This window comes from Haloferax sp. s1, from assembly GCF_058382125.1.
The window spans coordinates 1-20,471 of the sequence record NZ_JBZRPK010000711.1 but is presented as its reverse complement, the minus strand read 5'-3'; the positions used below and the strand labels follow the sequence as shown (position 1 = coordinate 20,471).

18 protein-coding genes are annotated in these 20,471 nt (G+C 60.3%); 10 read left to right on the top strand and 8 right to left on the bottom strand.

Annotated features, from left to right (window positions below):
• The 4 genes from QT222_RS19995 to QT222_RS19980 form a co-directional block, all read left to right on the top strand.
• On the top strand, positions 1-1,806 hold a 1,806-nt coding region (locus QT222_RS19995), incomplete at its 5' end, for a heavy metal translocating P-type ATPase (RefSeq protein ID WP_491478172.1).
• A 123-nt stretch (positions 1,807-1,929) separates the two neighbouring features.
• Positions 1,930-2,568 carry a GNAT family N-acetyltransferase gene (locus tag QT222_RS19990; RefSeq protein WP_491478171.1) on the top strand — a complete coding sequence of 213 codons (639 nt, stop codon included), beginning with the start codon at positions 1,930-1,932 and terminating at the stop codon, positions 2,566-2,568.
• The gene (locus QT222_RS19985) at positions 2,565-3,206 is read left to right on the top strand and encodes a GNAT family N-acetyltransferase (RefSeq protein ID WP_491478170.1); all 642 of its coding nucleotides are present in this window, start codon (positions 2,565-2,567) and stop codon (positions 3,204-3,206) included. The genes QT222_RS19990 and QT222_RS19985 overlap by 4 nt, the downstream gene beginning before the upstream one ends.
• 104 nt (positions 3,207-3,310) lie before the next feature.
• Complete coding sequence (locus QT222_RS19980) at positions 3,311-3,892, top strand: DUF7978 family protein (RefSeq protein WP_004059848.1); 582 nt, start codon at positions 3,311-3,313, stop codon at positions 3,890-3,892.
• A gap of 27 nt (positions 3,893-3,919) precedes the next feature.
• Here the strand turns inward: QT222_RS19980 and QT222_RS19975 are convergent, their stop codons facing one another.
• Together QT222_RS19975 and QT222_RS19970 are read right to left on the bottom strand one after the other, a co-directional pair.
• Entirely contained in the window at positions 3,920-4,447 is a 528-nt protein-coding gene (locus QT222_RS19975) for a GNAT family N-acetyltransferase (protein ID WP_491478169.1), read from the bottom strand.
• A gap of 68 nt (positions 4,448-4,515) precedes the next feature.
• Complete coding sequence (locus QT222_RS19970; protein WP_004059846.1) at positions 4,516-5,157, bottom strand: metal-dependent hydrolase; 642 nt, start codon at positions 5,155-5,157, stop codon at positions 4,516-4,518.
• A gap of 212 nt (positions 5,158-5,369) precedes the next feature.
• On the opposite strand from QT222_RS19970, the gene QT222_RS19965 reads away from it, so the two are divergent.
• Complete coding sequence (locus QT222_RS19965; RefSeq protein ID WP_004059837.1) at positions 5,370-6,077, top strand: helix-turn-helix domain-containing protein; 708 nt, start codon at positions 5,370-5,372, stop codon at positions 6,075-6,077.
• Positions 6,078-6,174: 97 nt separating this feature from the next.
• Positions 6,175-6,483 carry a DUF5789 family protein gene (locus QT222_RS19960; RefSeq protein WP_491478168.1) on the top strand — a complete coding sequence of 103 codons (309 nt, stop codon included), beginning with the start codon at positions 6,175-6,177 and terminating at the stop codon, positions 6,481-6,483.
• 31 nt (positions 6,484-6,514) lie between these two features.
• On the opposite strand, the gene hmgB is transcribed toward QT222_RS19960, so the two are convergent.
• The 5 genes from hmgB to QT222_RS19935 form a co-directional block, all read right to left on the bottom strand.
• Positions 6,515-7,852, bottom strand: coding sequence for a hydroxymethylglutaryl-CoA synthase (gene hmgB / locus QT222_RS19955; RefSeq protein WP_004059833.1), 1,338 nt, complete (start codon positions 7,850-7,852; stop codon positions 6,515-6,517).
• An 88-nt stretch (positions 7,853-7,940) separates the two neighbouring features.
• Entirely contained in the window at positions 7,941-9,983 is a 2,043-nt protein-coding gene (locus tag QT222_RS19950) for an Ig-like domain-containing protein (RefSeq protein WP_491478167.1), read from the bottom strand.
• Between the two features lie 70 nt (positions 9,984-10,053).
• A complete protein-coding gene (locus QT222_RS19945) occupies positions 10,054-10,641 on the bottom strand; it encodes a DUF2150 family protein (protein ID WP_004059830.1) in 588 nt (195 codons plus the stop codon).
• Between the two features lie 189 nt (positions 10,642-10,830).
• Entirely contained in the window at positions 10,831-11,679 is an 849-nt protein-coding gene (locus tag QT222_RS19940; protein ID WP_491478166.1) for a TatD family hydrolase, read from the bottom strand.
• 84 nt (positions 11,680-11,763) lie between these two features.
• On the bottom strand, positions 11,764-12,243 hold the full coding sequence (locus QT222_RS19935; RefSeq protein WP_004059828.1) for an NYN domain-containing protein: 480 nt from the start codon (positions 12,241-12,243) through the stop codon (positions 11,764-11,766).
• A 208-nt stretch (positions 12,244-12,451) separates the two neighbouring features.
• Between QT222_RS19935 and hly the strand changes: the two genes are divergently transcribed.
• Both hly and QT222_RS19925 read left to right on the top strand, forming a co-directional pair.
• Positions 12,452-14,011, top strand: coding sequence for a halolysin R4 (hly, locus tag QT222_RS19930; RefSeq protein WP_491478165.1), 1,560 nt, complete (start codon positions 12,452-12,454; stop codon positions 14,009-14,011).
• Positions 14,012-14,208: 197 nt separating this feature from the next.
• Positions 14,209-14,622, top strand: coding sequence for a hypothetical protein (locus QT222_RS19925; RefSeq protein ID WP_491478164.1), 414 nt, complete (start codon positions 14,209-14,211; stop codon positions 14,620-14,622).
• Here the strand turns inward: QT222_RS19925 and tuf are convergent.
• Positions 14,612-15,874, bottom strand: coding sequence for a translation elongation factor EF-1 subunit alpha (gene tuf, locus QT222_RS19920; protein WP_004059825.1), 1,263 nt, complete (start codon positions 15,872-15,874; stop codon positions 14,612-14,614). The genes QT222_RS19925 and tuf overlap by 11 nt on opposite strands.
• Positions 15,875-16,481: 607 nt before the next feature.
• Here tuf and QT222_RS19915 point away from each other — a divergent pair.
• Complete coding sequence (locus tag QT222_RS19915; RefSeq protein WP_491478173.1) at positions 16,482-17,738, top strand: aminoacyl--tRNA ligase-related protein; 1,257 nt, start codon at positions 16,482-16,484, stop codon at positions 17,736-17,738.
• 527 nt (positions 17,739-18,265) lie between these two features.
• On the top strand, positions 18,266-20,471 hold a 2,206-nt coding region (locus tag QT222_RS19910; protein WP_491478163.1), incomplete at its 3' end, for a PAS domain S-box protein.

Sequence of the window (20,471 nt, the reverse complement as noted above, 5' to 3'; positions counted from 1 at the left end):
CCGTACCACACCCTCCCCGGGTCCACGAGCCTCAGCGCCGGTACACGGGCCTCAGGGGCAGTACAAGGGCTGCTCGCCCTTCGACCCGATACCGCCGGGCGCGTCCACGACGGTGCGGTCGAAGAAGTGGGTGTCAGCGAACTGGAAGTGGGCGCCCAGGTGCGCGTCAAACCCGGCAAAAGCGTCCCTGTGGACGGCACCATCGTTGAAGGCAAAACCGCCGTGGACGAGAGCGTCGCGACGGGTGAGTCCGTTCCCGTAGACAAGAAACCGGGCGACGGGGTGATTGGCGGAAGCATCAACGAAACCGGAACGCTTCTCGTAGAAGTGACCGCCACCGGCGACGACGCGTTCTTGAATCAGGTTGCGCGGCAAATCGAGGCGGCGAGGACGATGAAACCCGGTATCGTCCAGTTAGCGGACCGCGTGCTGAAGTACTTCGTCCCCGGCGTCCTCACTATCGCTGTTGCGTCCTTCTTGTTCTGGGTACTTGCTCCCGCCGTCTGGGCAGGCGGTCCGCTCGGGACGACACCGAACGTTCAGCGCGGGGCGTTCGCGGCGCTGGCCGTCCTCGTCCTCGGGTATCCGTGTGCGCTCGGGATGGCGACGCCGCTCGCCCTTATCCGAGGTGGCGGACTCGCCGCAAACCGAGGGATTCTGATGCGCAGCGGCGACGCCTTCCAGATATTCCAAGACGTGGACACCGTCGTCTTCGACAAGACCGGGACTATCACGAGGGGTAAGCCTGCCGGCGAGGAGGTCGTCGCACTCGGTCGCAACGAAGCGGACACACTTGACCGGGACGAGGCGGACACACTCGGTCGCAACGAAGCGGACACACTCGACCGGGACGAGACCGACGTCGTTCGTTTGGCGGCCAGTGCCGAAGTGTTCAGCGAGCACCCGCTTGCGGACGCCATCCTCGACTACGCCCACGAGCACAACGTCGAGTTTCCCACGCCGGACGAGTTCGATAGCGTGACCGGCAAAGGAGTCCGTGCAGAAACCGAAACAGCGCGGATTCTGGTCGGAAACCCAGCTTGGCTAACCGAGACTGGAATCGACCTCACTGCCGCCCAGGACGACATCGACAGACTCCAAGGACGTGGCTCTACCGTGGTCTGCGTCGCCGTCACCGAATCACGACGCGATTCCGCTGACGCGGCTGAAGTCGTCGGCCTCGTCGCCATCGGCGACCCCGTAAAGAACGACGCCGCGGAGACCGTCGAGCGAATGCAAGCAGTCGGTGTCACGCCCGTCATGATTACCGGCGACAACGAGCGGACCGCCAACGCTGTCGCAGAGCGAGTCGACATCTCTCGGGTGATGGCTGGCGTCCTTCCCGACGACAAGCGCGACGAGATTCGCCGATTGCAGGAGGGTGACGAGCGCGTCGCGATGGTTGGGGACGGAATCAACGACGCGCCCGCGCTAACACAGGCCGACATCGGCATCGCCATCGGCGCAGGCACCGATATCGCCATCGAATCGGCGGATATCGTGTTGGTCGGCGACCGACTCGGGGGCGTGATGGATGCGTACGAGATTGGAACGAGCAGTTACCGGAAGACGAAGCACAACCTCCTCGCCGCGTTCTCGTTCAACGGAATCGGCGTCACCGCCGCGACGACGGGACTCGTCCACCCGGTGTTCGCGATGATTGCGATGGTACTCTCCGTCTCGGCCGTCCTCGCGAATAGTTTCGGTGGGCAGTTGCTCCGTGGGGAGAGACTCAATACAGACTTCGCTGTCGACTCCGACACCGAACCGGCAGCCCAGACGAACTCTGATGACGCTAGCCAGTAGTTTTGGACCCCGTTTCGTGCGAGTAATCAGCGGGCGCTCCAGTCGAAACGGATTCCACGACAGCCGAGAACATGTGTCAAATATAGGAAAACTTATTACTCCCCTCCGAGTGCGCTCTGTTCCATGTTTCCCGATGAAATTGTCACCCCGCGGCTTCGGCTTCGCGCCATGTCGCGGGAGGTTGTCGACCCGATAGAGACCTATGACTACTTCGCCGCCTCGCGGTCGGACACCATCGAAGCGGAGACGGAGTACGTCTCGTGGACCCCGTACGAAACACCGAAAGAGGTGGTTGATTTCTTGACCCTCGCCGAGGAAGGCCACAAAAAGGCTGAAAACGCCATCTACGCGGTCTTCCCCCGTGACGGCGAAGACGGCGCTGGCGAGTTCGCCGGGACCACCGGGTTCAAGCCCGAGTGGGACAAGCGCCGTGCCGTCTTCGGCATGTGGCTCCGGAAGAAATTCTGGGGCCGGGGCTACTCGGGCGAGCGCGCTGCGGCGCTCTTTGCGGCCGTCTTCGACGTGCTCGACCTCGAAGTCGCCTACGTGCAGGTCGACCCGGAGAACGAGAAGTCCATTCGGGCTATCGAGAAGTACGTCGACCGCTTCGGCGGCCAACACGACGGCTTGTTCCGAAACGCCACCTGCACCTTGGACGGGACACCCCTCGACGTGCACACCTACTCGGTGACGCGCGAGCAGTGGGAAGACGCGACCGACGGCGAGTACAACGCCGAATTCCGCTGGGAGGACCGCGAATGAGCGACCTCTTTCCGGAAGTCATCGAAACAGAGCGACTCAGACTCGTGGCCGCGAGCCCAGACACAGTCCGCCCGCTCGACGTGTACGAGGTCTGTTCGAAACCGGAGATGGACGAGGTGACGACGTACATGCCGTGGTCGCGCCACGAGACGCCGAAGGTGACCAAGGACTTCCTCGACGACTGCGCGTCGAAGTGGAACGACGCCGAGAGCGCCCAGTTCGCCGTCTTCCCGCGTGAGGGTGAAGACAGTGCGGGTGAACTCGCCGGCTTCGGTGGTCTCCACACCGACTGGGACCGCCGGGCGGGCACGCTCGGCTTCTGGCTTCGACCGCGGTACTGGGGTCGTGGGTATTCGGGTGAGCGCGCCGAGGCACTTGTGGCGTTGGCCTTCGACGTGCTCGACCTCGAAATCGTCGAAGTCAAGCACGCCGTTGAGAACGAGAACTCAAAGCGGGCCATCGAGAAGTACATGGCTGTACTTGGCGGGGACCGCGACGGGCGCGACCGAAATAGTCTGCCGGTTAGGGACGACGTGGTCGACCAGTTCGTCTACAGCGTCTCCCGCGAGGAGTGGCTGGAGACGACCGGTGGCGAGTACGATGCCGAATTCTACTGGGACGCGAGCGACGTCATCTGATTCGGTATCTTTCACCGCGCGCAATGTGGCCGAATCACCCGCGAGACTGCCCAGCACGATGGCCACGAGACATATACCGGAGACCGACAACCGGTACCGATACAATGTCAGTAGCAACCCGACCAACCGCCAGTTCGACACAGTCGACGCGAAAAACGGTCGGCACCGGTGCGGTGGCCGGTTTCGGTGCGGCCCTCCTCGGCTACCTCGTGACCTACGTCGCGACGTCGTCGACCATCGAGAACTCGACCGCGAGTCAGATACTCGAAGCGCTCGGCTCGGATATCTCGACGTGGAAGGTCGTCGGCTGGGTGTTCATGAACGCCCACGGCGTCACGACGACGTTCCCGGGCCTGTTCGGAACGACATCGTCAGCAAACCTCATCGAGGGCATCGAGTCGTTCTCGGTCGTCCTCTACACCGTGCCCGTGGTGGCGTTGCTCGCAGCAGGCGTCGCCGCAGCAGTCCTCAGCGGAGCGTCGTCGGCGAAGTCGGGTGCGATGGCCGGTGGTTCGACCGTTCTTGGCTACCTCCCCGTCGCGCTTGCGGGTATCGCGCTGTTCGCCATCACCATCGGTGACGCGACTGCTCGGCCCGACCCGGTGACGAGCGTGCTCCTCGCCGGTATCGTCTACCCCGTCGTACTCGGCGTCATCGGCGGGGCGGCCACCGCAACCCTTCGATAACTGCAGGCGACACGCGCTCGACAACCATCAGAGGTCGCGCGCGACGAGTTCGCCCCAGTGGTCGAACCCATATCGGCTGTAAAATGCCCTCGCCCTGTCGTTCGCCTCGTCTACGTCGAGGACCATCCGGTCCAGTGGGAGGTCCTGTGACCGCGCGTGGTCGAGGACCGCATCCATGAGTGCATCTGCGACACCCGTTCCGCGATACTCGGGAACTAAGAAGAGTTCGTTGAGCACCGCTGCGTCCCAGATAAACGTCATCTCCTCCGGTAACGCGAACGCATAGCCGACGAGCGTGGAGTCGCCCTCGCCGTCCGCGTCTGTCGCTTCCGCGACGACAACGCAGCCGGGGTCCTCGGACGTGCACCGCTCGACCCACGAGAGATACCGTGTTCGATAGTCCTCGGTGAGCTTGGCTTCGTACGTCGTGAGTTTGTCGTCGCCACCGGTCCCCTCACCGATTCCGAGTTCGAATCCGCGCTTGAGTTCCCAGAATTCGTCGGCATCCGAAGTTTCGTACGGCCGAATCTCGACGCCGTCCGGTGTCTCGCTCATGGAGAGCGGTGCGCCGGCATCGGATATGAATGCTTGGAGTCGGTGGGTGGTCGGCGGCGCGTGGACCTTCAGTCGGAGAGCGACGACTGCCGGCGCTCCGAAACGAGTCGACCACCGACGACACTTCCACCGAGGAGTATCAATAGCAGTTCCAGACCAGACGAGGCGAGCGGTGCGATTCGCTCTACAGCCTCCGGTTCAGCACCGGGTGAGGGGTCAACGACGGTACTGTAATGAAGCGTCTTTGTCGTCGGCGGCGACGGTTCTGGCTGCAGTTCGATGAACGTCTGGACGAACCCGCGCGTACTCGACCACTCGGCGTGCCCGTTCACCGAGTAAAAGGCGTCGTGGAGGGGGTAAAAGACGTTGACGCCGTTGGTGAACAAATCGGGGAGGATACCGCCGCCGAGCAGTGCGGCGAGTGCAACCCACGCGACGGCAATACCACGGGTCCCCCACCGTCCCCGAAGGAGCGACTGCTCACGAATGCGCGTGTCGTAGAGTACAAGCACGGCGAGTAAAAGGGGCAATAAGAGCGTGTGGAGGAGCGCTCTGTGACTCCCGGGAATGAGCGTGCTAGTGAACGAGTCGAGGTCCGGGACCGCGGCGGCGACGAGGACGACCGCAACCGCCCGTACATCGAACCAGCGGCCGAGGAGTGCTGTCCCGACAAGTCCACCGACAGCGACGTGAACGAGGGTCGATGGCATGACACACAGTCACTATCCGATGGCCTTGAACGTTCCCGCCCGAGTCGTTCGAACGCACTTCGCTCGTTCTTACCCCCGACGACCACCTGCTGGTGCTCGTGGGACTCCCGCCGGGTTCGTCAGGCGACGACTACCACTTTCGACACCCTTTTGCGGGACACTCTCGCACGTACCCCCATGTCCTACTCGTCCGTCGTACCGAGGTGCGGCCGATGACCGCGGCACCACGCGACGACCTCGCCCGCCGTATTGCGGGAGAGATTACCCTCTCGGACGATCCCGGTGCGACCCTCCGAAAGTGGCGCACAGACTTCGACATCTCGCAGACGGCACTCGCCGAACAACTGGATGTGTCTTCGTCCGTCGTCTCGGACTACGAGAGCGGCCGACGCGAGAGTCCCGGTATCGGCGTCATCCGTCGGATGGTCGAAGCCCTTCTCGATATCGACGAGGCTCGCGGTGGCAGTCGTATACGGCAATACGCCCGCGTTCTCTCCGCCGGGTTCGAAAGCGACATCGTACAGGACCTCCGGGAGTACCCGACCTCGATTCCACTCGATAGCTTCTACGATGCTATCGGTGCGACGCCCATCGTCGACGGCGACCAAGACCGCATCAGCGGCCACACCGTCATCAACAGTATTCAGGCGATTACCCGACTCTCCTCGGAAGAGTTCTACCGCCTGTACGGTCAATCGACGAGTCGCGCACTCGTCTTTACCGACGTCACCCGCGGGGAGTCACCGCTCGTCGCCATGCGCGTCGTCACCCCGACCCCGAACGCGGTGATTCTGCACGGACTTACGGAAGACGAACTCTGGGAGCACGCCCCTTCGCTCGCCACTATCGACGGTTTCGCCCTCGCCGTGACGAACCGCGAGTTAGATGGAATGCTCGAAGACCTGCGGAAGTTACCCTAACCGAATCTCCCGATAGCGCCCGCGAGACACGTCGTTTTCCCAGACTTTCTTCGAGAAGCCCAAAAAGACCGAAGGGACAGTACGTCGACAATCATTCATGGAAATTCGTGAACTTCCAGCACTCCTCGAATCCGAACTCACGTACCCGGTCGATACCGGCCGTGTCGTCGACCAGATTGGAAACGTCGAACTCGACACCCCGGCGACAGATACGTCTGAGACCATCGGAGTGATTTTAGCCCCGTTAGGCGCGACAACGTTCGACTCTCCCAACGAGTTGTATAATACGATTCTTGGGAACGTGAGCGACGACTTCATCGGCCGAAAGTTCTACGACGACCGCGGTGCGAACCCGGCGGCCCCCTCGAACGCGCCAGACCCGACTGACGAGATTCAGTCGTTCTGAGGGCGCTTCGGGTCCCCGCCCTTCAACGTCGTTACTCGACGTACTCGTAGCGGCGCTCGTTCATCCGACCCCAGCCCGTAAAGACGAATTCGGCTTCGGGTTGGGAGAATTCCTCGACTTCGATTTCCTTTTCGTGGTTGTGCACGTCGTGGATGAGTTCGTAGTCGTCGAATGAAATCTCTGTGCGGGCGGCAAGTTGGTCATCGACGTCGAGTGCCTCGATTTCGTCGAGCCACGTCTCTTGGACAGTTTCGGCGTGAATCTCGGCCTGCGCACCGGAGCCGTACGAGCCGAGTAGAAGCTGTTTTCCGACCATATCCTTGCCCTCCTCGGCGGCGGCTTTCAGCGCCGACGCGCGGGCAATGTGGATCGACCCGGTGTACCAGTTGCCGACGCGGCTGGAGATATCGAGCGTCGGCTCGATGACGCGGGCGTACCAGTCGCGGTACTGCTCGGTCGTCTTCAGCTCATCCATGTACGCGCGGATGGCTTCCTCGTAGTCGTCCCACGTCTCGAAGTCGGCTTCGCGGGGTTGGCGACCGATTTCGCTTTCGAGTTCGTCTTCGATTTCCGTATCGCGACTCATGTGACGGAAGCCGAGTAGTGCGGCCTTGCGGACCATTCCGGGGAACGGCGTGTGGAACGGGATGTACTCGAAGTCGTCGGGATGTGTCCGACCCGCGACGCTCTCGTAGTCTTCGAGCGCCTCGCGCATGCGTGCGAGATACACCTGCATGGAACGCTTGCCGTCCACGGAGGGGAACTGCTGGTTCGGCTTGAGGAAGTCAGTCTCGTCCATGCTGCCGTATCCCTGTTCAGTCGAGAGTTCGACGAGGTCTGGGTCTTCGTCGATGAGCATCGCAACGGCACCGGCACCCTGCGTCGCCTCACCGGGGTCGCCGCGCTCGTAGAGGGCGGTGTCGGTTGCAATGACGAGCGCCGCGCGTCCGCGGTTGCGCCCGGCCTTAATCCAGTTGTAGGCGTCGTCGAGGCTCTGGGTTCCGGCAATGCACGCGAACTTTCGCTCGCCCTTGTTGGCGTGGCGGAAGTCGTCTTCAAACACCTGTTCGAGACAACCGGCGATGTACGTCGACACCGGCTTGGAGTTGTCGAATGCGGACTCGGTCGCCACGTCGATGCGGCCGATATCGTTGGGCGTGAGGCCCTTTCTCTCCATCAGTCGCTTGGCGGCGTTCGCGCCCATCGTGACGATGTCCTCGTACACGTCGGGGAACGACGACATGTGGAGGCCGAGGCCCTTCGTGTACTTCTCCGGGTCTTCGCCCTTCACCGGCGCGAAGGTGTTGGGGAGGTCTAATACGAGGTTACCCGTCCAAATCTCGATGGCATCGATGCCGACGGAAGTCATGGTCGAGGTTACAGATTCGGGGGATAAGGTTTTGTCGATGACTGGTTACGTTGGATGTCGAACATCCGAACGACCACCGGAGTTCAGCTCAGTAGGGATCCGTAGCCGTAAACGTGTACTCTTGTGAACTTCCGTCCCCGAAGTACAGGGTCACGGCCACTTCTTCGCCTTCCATTCTGACACGGTTCCCACCGTTGTTCTGGAATTCGTAGATGTATATCGTCGCTTGACTCCCAGCGTCTACCACGCCATTTTCAGTGAGGCGCTCTCGCTGACCCAGACTGTATGGCGTCCCACTGTCTCCGTAGTACGGTGGGCCGCCGTCCATCTCAAGGAGACCGTCGTCAGATGCGTCGAGATACACCTCGTGTTGTCCGTCTTGATACTGGCCACCGTTGCTCTCACGCACGTAGCGTGCTTGTGATGCGCTGGTTTCGATCGAGATGCCGGTGATACTGACCGAGTCGGAACCGTCGTTTCGAACCTTGAACTGGGCACCGGATGTCTCGCCACCATTTGCGAGTGCAAGCCCGCTCCCCGAGACGTAATTCATATTGTCTCCCGAGGAGCCTCCACCACTTCCCGAGACGATTTTAACACGTATCGTATCGGACGAACCACCGGCCGTCGCGTAAGCAGTTGCGACCCCATCGGAGACTGAAATCGTCGTGCTGGCGACACCATTCCCGTCTGTTTCGTCCGTTCCTAATCCACCGGTCAAAACGGTCGAGTCGTTCGTCGCAAAGTCGACATTCGCGTTCGAAACTGACTGGCTGTCATCCGCCACAGTGACGATTCCGTCGAAGTCCGAAACACTACTGCTGTCAACGACGAGCGTGTCGTTTGCACTGTAATAGTCGACGGCACTGCCGCCGGTCGAATCCATCTCGTCTCCATCCCAGACAATATCGTATAGTCCAGTGATTCCGGACCCTGACCCGGAACCAGGGACGACTTCGGCGGTTGCATTCTGCAGGCGAGACGCGTCGAAGTCTGTCGATGGGTCGCGGTTGATGCTCGCCCGTACGGTGTAGCTTGTCGCACTCGGATCAGTCAACGAGACCGTAACCTGTCCATCCGCGTCTGTGTCGAGGTCCGTGAGTTTCGATCCGGATTGTCCCTGTGCCGCAAGCGGTGTCGAAGGGAGCGCGGTTACATTTAGGGTTGCTCCACTCACCGGATTGTTGTACCTGTCTCTCACCTCGAACGTCACCGACGAACTACTCTTGTCAGCGACTGTGAGGTAGTGTGGTGACTGGGATTCGGCACCCGACCCGACCTCAATCTTCCCGACTCGGAGGTTATAGGTCTCGCCGCGCTCCATCTCGATGACGACGCTCCCGGCCGCCCCATCGTGAACTTCGTGAACGTAGGCGTCGTTCGACGTATCGCCCGAACCATCTAATTCCTCGGCGTCGGTCAGAATCGTCTTCCAATCCTCGACCGAGAGCTTCGTCGGTACGGTAATCGTCACGTTGCTCGTTGACGAGTTGTTCGTCACGGACACCGTCCGGGTCGCCGAACTCACTGCCTGCGCGTCGATAGTCGCGCTTCCGACGCCGTTTTCGGAGTAGTTCCCGTCGAGGAGAACCAGCGAGATGGTTCGGCCATCCACGAGCGACTGTCCAGTAAGCGTCCCGTTGTACCCGCTTTCGAAGCGGTTGTATGCGATAGTGTTCTCGTACACCGTCGTCGGCGAACTCTGCATGACGTGGTAGCGCGGGCTGTATTCGAGCGATTTCGTGGTGAAGGAAAGCGCATTATCGGCGACGTAGTCGTCCGTTTCGTCCTCGCTCGTGCTGACATTCGAGACGGTGAGCGTTCCGAGTGACTGTGTCTGGAGTGTCCCAGAGACTGGTCCGGGATTGACGAACAGCGTCCGACTCGGATAGCGTGTGCCGAGTGAGACGGTCGCCGGACGAGTCATCGGTTCTGACGCGCTCTCGATGACGGCCCCGCGGAGCGAGACGAAATCGTCGTGAACGTTTTGGTTGTGTTGGAACTCGACCTGCTCGTTTTGATTCGGGACGACGGTTGCCTGGTACATCGACATCGAGATGATGATGATGCCGAAGAGCAGCACTGCTCCGATCTGAACAGTGACTGCACGCTCATCGCCCCGAAAGTTCATATAACCCGAAGGTAACTCGAAGGGGAAAAAGACTCCTACCGTCGTCGATGTGCGTGAGAGGCGGCCGAGATTAGTCTTCTTCTTCGACGACTTCAGGCTCCGACAGCCCGCTCTGGAGGCTGTCGAGACCGTTGACCCACTCGGTGACGAGTCCGAACTCGAGTTCGTCGAGCACTTCGATGTCGAGTTCGTCGCCGTCGATGACGCGGGTACCGACCTGCACGATGTAGCCAAGCGCACTGTCGAGGTCGTCCGCTTCCTCGGCGTCCGCGGCGGCGAGCACGTACGCCTCCATGTCGTCTTCGAGCTCTGCAGGACCTGCAACGAGGTACTCCTCGGCCGCGAAGAAGGCACACGAGAGGCTCGTCTGGACGCTCCCGATGAGAATCTCGGCTTCTTCGTTCTCCGACTCGAATTCGGCTTCCGCCATCACGATGTCGTGGACGGTTGCGAGTTCGTCGAGCGCCTCCTCTTCGTCGAGGGTGTCGTCGTCGTAGGCGGTCAGAATCTTCGCGATTGCGATTGCCGCGTCGTTCTGCACGTTCATCAGCAGACGACCGGTCTCCTCACTTTCGAGGTCCAAGTCCTCTTCTTCGACGCGCGTCAACCAGTTCTGCCAGCGTTCCGGCGAGTAGTATCGTTCCTCGGCCTCGGTCATACTTACAACCTCCCGTGCCGGACTCAAATGCCTTTCTTATCCTGCTGGCAGTGCGTGCGATTCAGGAGCATGTGCGCTCTCGACACGAGACGCACCAAGAACCACCGTCAGCACCCCTTCTGTGCCGCATCAGAACAGCAGCCGAGAGGTATCGGTGATGTTCGCAGTCGGGAGTCGCTTCAGACGAAGTTAGTTGTCGAGGGTCGCCTCGGTGTCCACGTCGTACACGAGTGCGGGCGTCTCGACGTGCGCGTTTCTAACTGCCGCATCGTATCCCTCGTCCAAGAGCCAGTCGACCCGACGCGGAACTGTCTTCGGTCCCATCACCGCACCGGGTCGGTCAGGGTCGTCGATAAAATCGGTCTCCATGAGGAACGGCACACCTCGCTCGGCGGCGTCTTCGAGGCGGTCTTTGTCGCTCATGACGCTCGGCGTCCCGCCGGTGAGGTGTCCCTGCGCGTAGTGTTTGACCACTCGCTCGCGCGGGACGTCGCGCTCGTCGGCCCAGTCGGCCACGTCCGAGAGGTCGGTCGTCGATTCCGTGTGGAGTTGGAGTGCGCAGTCGCAGTCGGCCGCGAGGTCGAGTCCGTGTCGGAGCACGGCGTTCGATGCCTCCCAGACGGCGTCCGTAACCTCGTAGTGCGGTCGCCCGGATTTGAGCGCGAGCGCGTCGCCCGCGCGGACATACTCTGCGGCAACATCCAGACCGGCGGCCATCAGGTCTCGCGCGTCTCCGGGGTCGTATCCTCTATCGTCGACGAGTTTCGAGACGAGTCCGGGGTGGACGCCGAGGACGGGCCACGCGCGCCCGTCGAGGATTTCTGCGGCCGCTCGAACCACGTCGATGGTCGTCTCGAAAACCGGGCGGAAGTCCTCGCCCGTCTCCACCTCGTGGCCGAGGAGCCACGAGGGTTTATTCACGACGAGCAGGTGCGTGCCGCCGCTTCGAGCGAAGTCCTTCACGGCCTCCAGTCCGCGACCGTGGTCCGGGTCGAGGTGGAGGTGATTGTCCAGTACCGGCGTGTCGAACTCCTGCATAGTGTGGTGGTCGAGCGGAGCGGGAAAAAGCGAACCGTTCGCGTGCGACGAAGATGACCCGGTGAACAGTTACAACCGTCTTTATCAGTCGTCGGTGTGGTCGACAACTTCGTCGAGCGTCATCGCGTGGGTGGCCGCGTTTTGGAGTGCGTCCGACCGTCCGTAGCTTCCGGGTGCGATGGCGACCGTTCGGAGACCGTACTCGTTTGCCGTCTCCAGTGCGGGCTTAAAGTCGGTATCCCGCGAGGCAACAGCGATGACATCCGCGCGACCCTCGACGGCAAAGCGTGTGAGGTCGACTGCGAGTTTCACGTCGACATCACCGCTCGTAATCACGACTTCGAAGCCGCGGGCTTCGGCCGCCTGAATCAGTCCGGGGGTAGCGTGCTCGTCGAGATATAGTCGCGTCGCGCTCATCGTTCCGCCGAGCGACCGCGCAGCCATCCGAATGTCGTCTAAATCTACGTCGAACTCGTCGCGGAGAACGTTCGGTCCATCCACGAAGAGTGCTACTTGGCCCGACGGTGCACCATCGGGACCGAACAACCGCCGCAGGAGGTCCATACACCACCTCGCCCGGTTTCAGGTTTATAAATTTCGAGGGAGTCGCCGAAGTAGTGCCGGGGCAGACCGACGGAGCCGACGCGAGAACAATTAGTCAATTTATTTGAGTTTCTGACTATCTCTTAGTAATGTCTTGATAATTATGGTGAAATCTAAATTTCAGTCAAGCTAACACATAATATCGTAGTGCACTGAGTCATGTTTGCCCATGGCAGGCACACCGAACTTCGACAGACGAAGCTTCCTACGACTCGCCGCAGCCGCAGGCCTCACCGGCATGGCTGGTGTAACTAGTGCGACTCCCGGTCGCTCGCCCGGTCCGAAGAAGGACGAAATCCTCGTCGGCGTCACGTCGACTGCCGACAGTCCGCGGAAGGCAGTTGCGGATGCAGTTCCGGGGAATGCTGAGATCGTTCACGAGAACGAGACCCTCAGCTACGCTGCAGTCAAGTTCCCCTCTAAGGCACCGAAACAAGCGCGTGAAAACTTCATCTCGGCGATTACGAAGCGAGATGAAGTGAAGTACGCCGAGAAGAACGCGACGCACGAAGCGCTCTATACGGCGAACGACCCGAAGTATGGTAGTCAGTACGCACCCCAGCAGGTAAACGCCGACTCCGCGTGGGACACCACGCTCGGAAGTTCCTCCGTGAAGATTGCCGTCGTCGACCAGGGTGTCAAGTACGACCACCCCGACCTTTCGAGCCAGTTCGGCTCGAACAAAGGTCGAGACTTCGTCGACAACGACGGAGACCCGTATCCGGACCTGCTCTCCGACGAGTACCACGGAACCCACGTCGCAGGTATCGCCGCCGGGACCACCGATAACAACGAAGGTATTGGCGGAATCAGTAACTCCACGCTCCTCTCTGGACGCGCCCTTTCCGAATCCGGAAGCGGTTCGACGAGTGACATCGCGGACGCTATCGAGTGGGCCGCAGACCAGGGTGCAGACGTTATCAACCTCTCCCTGGGTGGTGGCGGCTACTCCTCGACGATGAAAAACGCCGTATCCTACGCGACGCAGCAAGGTTCGCTCGTCGTCGCCGCTGCTGGTAATGACGGCCGGCAAAGCGTCTCCTACCCCGCGGCATACAGCGAGTGTGTCGCCGTCTCGGCGCTCGACCCCGACGAGACGCTCGCATCGTACTCGAACTACGGGTCGGAAATCGACCTCGCAGCACCGGGGACGAACGTCCTCTCGTGCTGGACGACCAGTACCGAGTACAACGAAATCTCCGGGACGTCGATGGCGACGCCCGTCGTCTCGGGTGTGGCCGGTCTCGCGCTTGCCGTTCACAACCTCTCGCCCGCCGACCTGCGGAACCACCTGAAGAACACCGCAGTCGATATCGGCCTCAGCAGTACGAAACAGGGTTCGGGTCGCGTCGACGCCGCAAACGCTGTCACGACTGACCCCGGCGATGGCGGGGGCGGTGGTGGCGGCGGTTCGAAGGAAACGACCTACGATGGGACGCTCTCCTCGTCGTCGGACTCAAACTGTGTGAGCCACTCGTGGAACTACAGCTCCCCGTCACAGGTGGTCATCGACCTCAGCGGTCCGAGCAGCGCCGACTTCGACCTGTACGCGACCGTAGGGTCGGGAACGTGTCCGACGACGCGCTCCTACGATTACCGCTCGTGGTCCTACGACAGTACCGAACAGATCGTCATCGACAACCCCGACACGTCGGCAGACCTCGGTATCCTGGTCGACAGCTACAGCGGCAGCGGCAGCTACACCGTGACCATCACGGAAAAGGAATAACTCTCCCCAAGAAAGCGCGCTAGCCGTCTTCCGACGGACATTCGAGCAGGCATCGGCTCCACGGACTGTCGATGCTTCATGAGCGCGTAGGGCTATGGTCCCGAAAACCGGGTCCCGAAAACGCGTCATCACGCCCTACATCCTTGCGGCACGGAACCCCACGGTGCGCTGATACGACTTCGCTGCCTACCTCCCGTATGACTGGGCGCGAGGCAACACAAACAGTTGGTATTCTGGGGTTCCACAACAGCAGAGAGACGAAAGCCATCTGTAACGCCGTCTCTGTGCTCGGGCAGAACGCCGTCTGGCTTCACGAGGAGGCCGTCAGTATTGACGTGTCGTCTGAGGGTGTTACACTCGACCCCGACGTCGATGTCGTGGTCAACCGGCTCCTCCTTTCGAAATCGACGACACCACTCGAAGACCGCTCTATCACCAGTTGCTACGCGGCCGTGCAGTCAGTTCTCAACGACCCTCGAAACGCTCTCTTTGCCGTCCACAAACATGCGGCAGCGAGTCGACTGTCTCTGTATTCCCTCCGGTGCCGAGAGAGGTCTGACCGCGATGATGTGAAAAAGAACGGGTGTGGGTCGAACCGCGTTATTCGTTGACTTCGAGGACCTTCCCGGCCGCGATGGTCTGGCCCATGTCGCGGATTGCGAAGCTACCGAGTTCGGGGATATTCGAGGATGGCTCGATGCTGAGTGGCTTCTGCGGGCGGAGCGTGACGATTGCGGCGTCGCCAGCCTTGATGAAGTCAGGGTTCTCCTCTGCAACCTCGCCCGACGCGGGGTCGAGTTTCTGGTCGAGCGATTCGAACGTACACGCCACCTGTGACGTGTGGGCGTGAATGACCGGCGTGTAGCCAGCAGTGATAACAGACGGGTGCTGCATGACGACAATCTGTGCACTGAACGTCTCGGCTACGGACGGCGGCTCGTCGGCCGGACCACAAACGTCCCCGCGACGGATATCGTCTTTGCCCACGCCGCGGACGTTGAACCCGATGTTGTCGCCCGGACCGGCCTCGGCGACCTCCTCGTGGTGCATCTCGATGGTCTTCACCTCTCCGCCGACGTTCGACGGCATGAACATGACGTTGTCGCCGGTGTTCAGGATACCCGTCTCGACACGGCCGACGGGGACAGTCCCGATACCGGAGATGGTGTACACGTCCTGAATCGGGATACGGAGCGGTGCGTCAGTCGGCGGTGACGGTTCTGGCAGGTTATTGAGCGACTCCAGCACTGTCGGACCGTCGAACCACGACATGTTCTCCGAGGACTCGGCGATGTTGTCGCCTTCGAACGCGGAGATGGGGATGAACCCGGCGTCTTCGGTGTCGAAGCGGACCTGTTTGAGGAGCTGTTGGACTTCCTCTTTGACCTGCTTGTAGGTGTCCTCGCTGTAGTCAACAACGTCCATCTTGTTGACCGCGATGATGAGCTCCTCGATGCCGAGGGTGCGGGCGAGGAAGACGTGTTCGCGGGTCTGCGGCGCAACGCCGTCGTCGGCTGCCACGACGAGAATAGCATGGTCGGCCTGCGACGCGCCCGTAATCATGTTCTTCACGAAGTCACGGTGACCGGGCGTGTCGACGATAGTGAAGTAGTATTTGTCCGTGTCGAAGCGCTGGTGGGCGATATCGATGGTGACACCGCGCTCACGTTCTTCCGCGAGGTTGTCCATGACGTAGGCGAACTCGAAGCCTGACTTCCCCTTGGACTCCGCTTCCTCGCGGTGCTGTTCGATAATGTGTTCGGGTACGCTACCTGTTTCGAACAGGAGTCGACCGACGAGTGTGGATTTCCCGTGGTCGACGTGTCCGATGATGGCTAAGTTTTGGTGTGGTTTGTCTGCCATGGGTATCAGGGCACTGTCGCCCAGTTTGGTAAAATATGACACGCAGGGGTAAATCCGTTTCCCGGGTTACGGCGTGTTTCTTCTGAAGTTGAACGGTTACGGCGGATATTCCACCCTACGAGACTCTCGCAACAAATCACAGATAAGAATACGTCTCGAATCTACGGAGACGGCCGAGATAGAACAGTAAAATTCGTTCAAAGACGGTGCATCGCGGCGGCCATGTCGGCGAACGTGGCCGTGCGACGAACGGGTACCTCGCGAGCGTCAGCCTCGTCGGTGTTGGTCCTTACAACAATCATAGTAACTGTTTTGTGTCATTGGATAATAAAGATATCCCAAATCATTTTTCGTTTGGATTATGCTGCATTGCGTCCAACGGTTACAGTGCGAACCTTTATTTTTGACCTCCGAAACGTGACATGTGCATGATTCGAAACGAACGAAGCTGTACTCGAAGCCGTGAGTCCGGTGCGACTCACGGCTGGGTTCCGCGATAGTCGCCTCAACGCTGTTTCTCCCCGATTACTGACGAGCACTGTCCTGTTCGACACGTCACCCAGCCACCGGTTCATTGGAGGTGTCCGACGTGCGGCGGAGTGAAGCGATGCTGTTCACCAGTCGCGAAGCAGCGGGCTGGGAGAACGACACGGTTCAACTCGCAGTTCGCGCCGGTCTCATCAGACAGTTCGGAAGTGGACTGTTCGGTTTTACTCCCACCGGAGAGCGCGTCCGGAGAAAAATTATCCGTCGAATCAAGACGGAGATGGATACCATCGGCGGGCAAGCGGTTAGCTTGCCCAACCTCCAGTACAAACCCATCTGGGAGCAAAGCGGTCGCTGGGGGAGTTTCGAAGGCGAGATGTTTACCTTCGAGAACCGCGACGGACAGCAGTTGTGTCTCGCTCCTTCGCACGAGGAAGGAATCGTCCACCTCGTCGAGGGCATTGTCCGTTCCTACGAGGACGTTCCCCTGCTCTTGTATCAGGTCGAACGGAAACACCGCGACGACCATCCCCGGAATGGACTCCTTCGGACGAAGGAGTTCACGATGAAAGACGCCTACAGCCTGCACGCAACCGCCGACTCGCTCGACGAGTGGTACGGCCGCGTCCGCGACGCGTACTACCGCATCTTCGACGCGCTCGGCATCGACTTCGTCGTCGCCGACGCACAGAATAGTGTGATGGGTGGTTCCGCCTCCGAGGAGTTCATCGCCCCCGTCGAAACGGGAAGCGTCGAACTCGTCTACTGTGAAGCCCAAGGATGTCGCGTCGGTGTGACCGACGAATCTCCCGACGCCTCGCTCTTCGAAGGCGACGTATGCCCCGACTGCGGCGCGGCCCTCACCAGCGGCGAAGGTATCGAAATCGGCCACGTGTTCAAGTTGGGGACGCGGTACACTGACCCCGCCGACCTCACTGTCGACATGGCCGACGGCTCCGAACGACCCGTCCTGATGGGGAGCTACGGAATCGGCGTCGACCGACTCGTCCATACACTCATCGAGCAACACGGCGACGAAACCGGCTGTCGAGGGCCCGTGACCGACCGCGGAACCGCCGCACCCTACACCGTCTCGATTATCCCCCTCGAATACGGGGGCGACATCCAAGCGGTGGCCGACCGACTCCACCGTGAGTGCGGCCGAGCAACCGCCCTCCTCTTCGACGACCTCGACCAGACAATCGGCGAACGATTCGCCGAGAGCGACCTTCTCGGCGTTCCCTGGAAGGTAATTCTCGGGAACCACTTCAGGGAGACGGGCGAAGTCGAACTCGAACGCCGAGACGGGAAGACTCGGTTCATTGCACCCGGAGCAGTTTCTGAACTTGTCGGGCAGGCGTCATCAGGCAGCGAGTAAGGGAGCGCTCTTTCGGCCTACTGTTTTTTGCTCATTTCGGAGATGCCCACTGGGACCACGAAAGGACACATGTATACTAAATTGGCATTCTGGGATACATGTGTGGTGTCTGCATCTCTTAGATGAATCGTCGGCTAAATCGGGACAACGGTTCGGATTCCGATGTCAAATGGGAATCGTTTCGGGAACACGTCATCTGAGTCTCCAGTTCAGTGAACTGAGATAAAATTCAAATGACCATACGCACCCCCGAAGAGTGAGTTTAGCGCGGACGTTCACTTCGAGTGACTGGATTCGAATCGGATGAGCGCGTGACCATCTTGTCGAAGACCGCTGTTCATCACGCTCAAAACGCCTCAAGCGGCAATAATAATTGACCTCCAACGAGCTTTTCCGCTTTCATCTTCCACGCTACTTCGATGACTAACCGGAGTAAGCCTTCGTTCTCCAAGGGGGGGAGTGGCCTTGAGAACGTCTTTACTGCATCTCCGCTTGATTTCGACGCCGCGAATTTTTGTCAAACGCTGGTGGCGAACACGTCAGGGGGGCTGCTCACGGTTGACGAAGACGGCGTCATCGTCTTTGCCAACCCAGAACTCGAACGTATCTTGGGGTATCAGCCGGACGACCTAGTCGGTCAATCGTTGCAGACGCTCGTTCCCGACCGCCTCGAACAGGACCCCATGCAGGCGTTCCAGCGGTATCTCCAAACAGGCGAACGACAGAAAGACTGGAACGACATCGGCCTGACAGCGAAACATAACGAAGGCCACGAGGTACCGGTGTCGATCCGATTCCAAGAACACACACACGGCGGTCAGCGACTCTTCACAGGGACACTCCGGGACAACACCGACCGAGAACAACGCCGGAACGAACTCGAACGCTACGAAGACATCATCACGCACCTTCCCGAGGGTATCTATCGTACTGAGGCCTGTCCCGATGGCAACTTCGTCGAAGGAAATCCAGCGTTACGAGAGATGCTCGACGTCCCGTCGATAGACGCGCTCCGCCAGCAGGGCCCTGAGGATTTCTACACCAATCCGGATGAGCGAGAGGTATTAGAGGAGCGTCTCCACGAAGATGAAATCCTCTCGGACCACGAGCTGAAAGTACAAACCGCGACGGGCGAGACGATTTGGACGTCGGTCACGGCGATTAAGCGCGAAGAACACGGAGAGATATACTTCGATGGCGTCGTCGAGGACATCACCGAGCGCAAGGAGCGCGAGGAGCGATTTCGTGCCTTCCGGGAAGCGGTTGAACAGGCTGGCCACTCGATTTACATGACCGATCCCGATGGCACCATCGAGTACGTCAACCCGGCATTCGAGAGCATCACCGGCTACTCGGAAGAGGATGCCTGCGGTGAGACCCCACGTCTCTTCAGCTCCAACGAGCACGATGACGACTTCTATGCGGACCTCTGGGAGACCATTAAATCGGGTGACGTGTGGCAGGGTGAAGTGACCAACCAGCGGAAGAACGGTGACCAGTACGTCGTTAATCAGACGATTGCCCCCGTGAAAGATGAAAACGGTGATATCGAACGGTTTGTGGCGGTGAACGCCGACATCACCGAGCAAAAGGAGCGCGAGCGGACACTCGAACGCCAACGGGCGGCGCTCAAGTGTATCAAAAAGATGACTGAGAACCTCCGCCCGCTCAATCGTGCGCTCTCACGGGTCTCGACGCAAGCGGAAATCGAACAGGTCGTCTGTGAACATCTCGCCATGTCCGACACCTACCTGTTCGCGTGGTACGGCGATTACACGCCCGAACGTGAGCAAGTGACCCCACAGGAGTGGGCAGGGGTCGAAGCCGGCTATGTCGACGACTTCGAGTTGGCGACTGACGAGAGCGATGTCGGCCATCGGCTGATTAGTCAGGCCGTCCACACTCGCGATGTCCAAGCAGCCCGGAATGTCCTCTCTGACCCGGTATACGAATCGTGGCGTGAAGACGCGCTCGCCCGTGGGTATCAGTCCTTGGCCGCCGTCCCGGTCGTCTTCGGAGACACCGTGTATGGCGTTACTGTGGTGTACTCGAGTCGGCCGAACGCGTTCGACGAATACGAAAAGGGGCTACTCCGCGAACTCGGAGAACGAGTCGGCCACGCAGTCCACGCCGCAGAGAACGAACGACTCCTCCACACGGACACCGTTACCGAACTCGAGTTCCAGACGACGGGCGCGGAGTCCGTCCCCGTTCAAGTGGCTGAGGAACTCGACTGCCGGTTCGAGTTCGAAACCGTCGTCCCGACCTCGGAAAACGGGTTCCTCTGTTATGCGGCTGTTGAAGACGCAACCCCCGAGACAGTTATCGAGTATCTCTCGAACTCGCCGACGGTCGATCATGCGCGAGCGATCAACGCAACGGGCACTCAGGGAATGATCGAGTACAGAGTGAGTGAGTCCCCGATGACAAAGCTACTCGATTACGGCGCGACCGTGACATCGAAGGTCGTCGAAGACGGTGAAGAGACAATCGTTGCGGAGGTTGCACCAGATTCGAATACCCGTAAAGTCATCTCGGGGGTTCAGGCGGCGTATCCGGACACGACCTTCGTCGCCAAACGTTCGGTCGACCGCCCCGTACAGTCGATCAATCTCACGCACGACGTGCTCGACGACCTGTTGACCGACAGACAGCGAGAAGTGCTGGAACTCGCCTATCACGCAGGGTTCTTCGAATCCCCACGCTGCCCGCCGGGTGACGAACTCGCGCCTG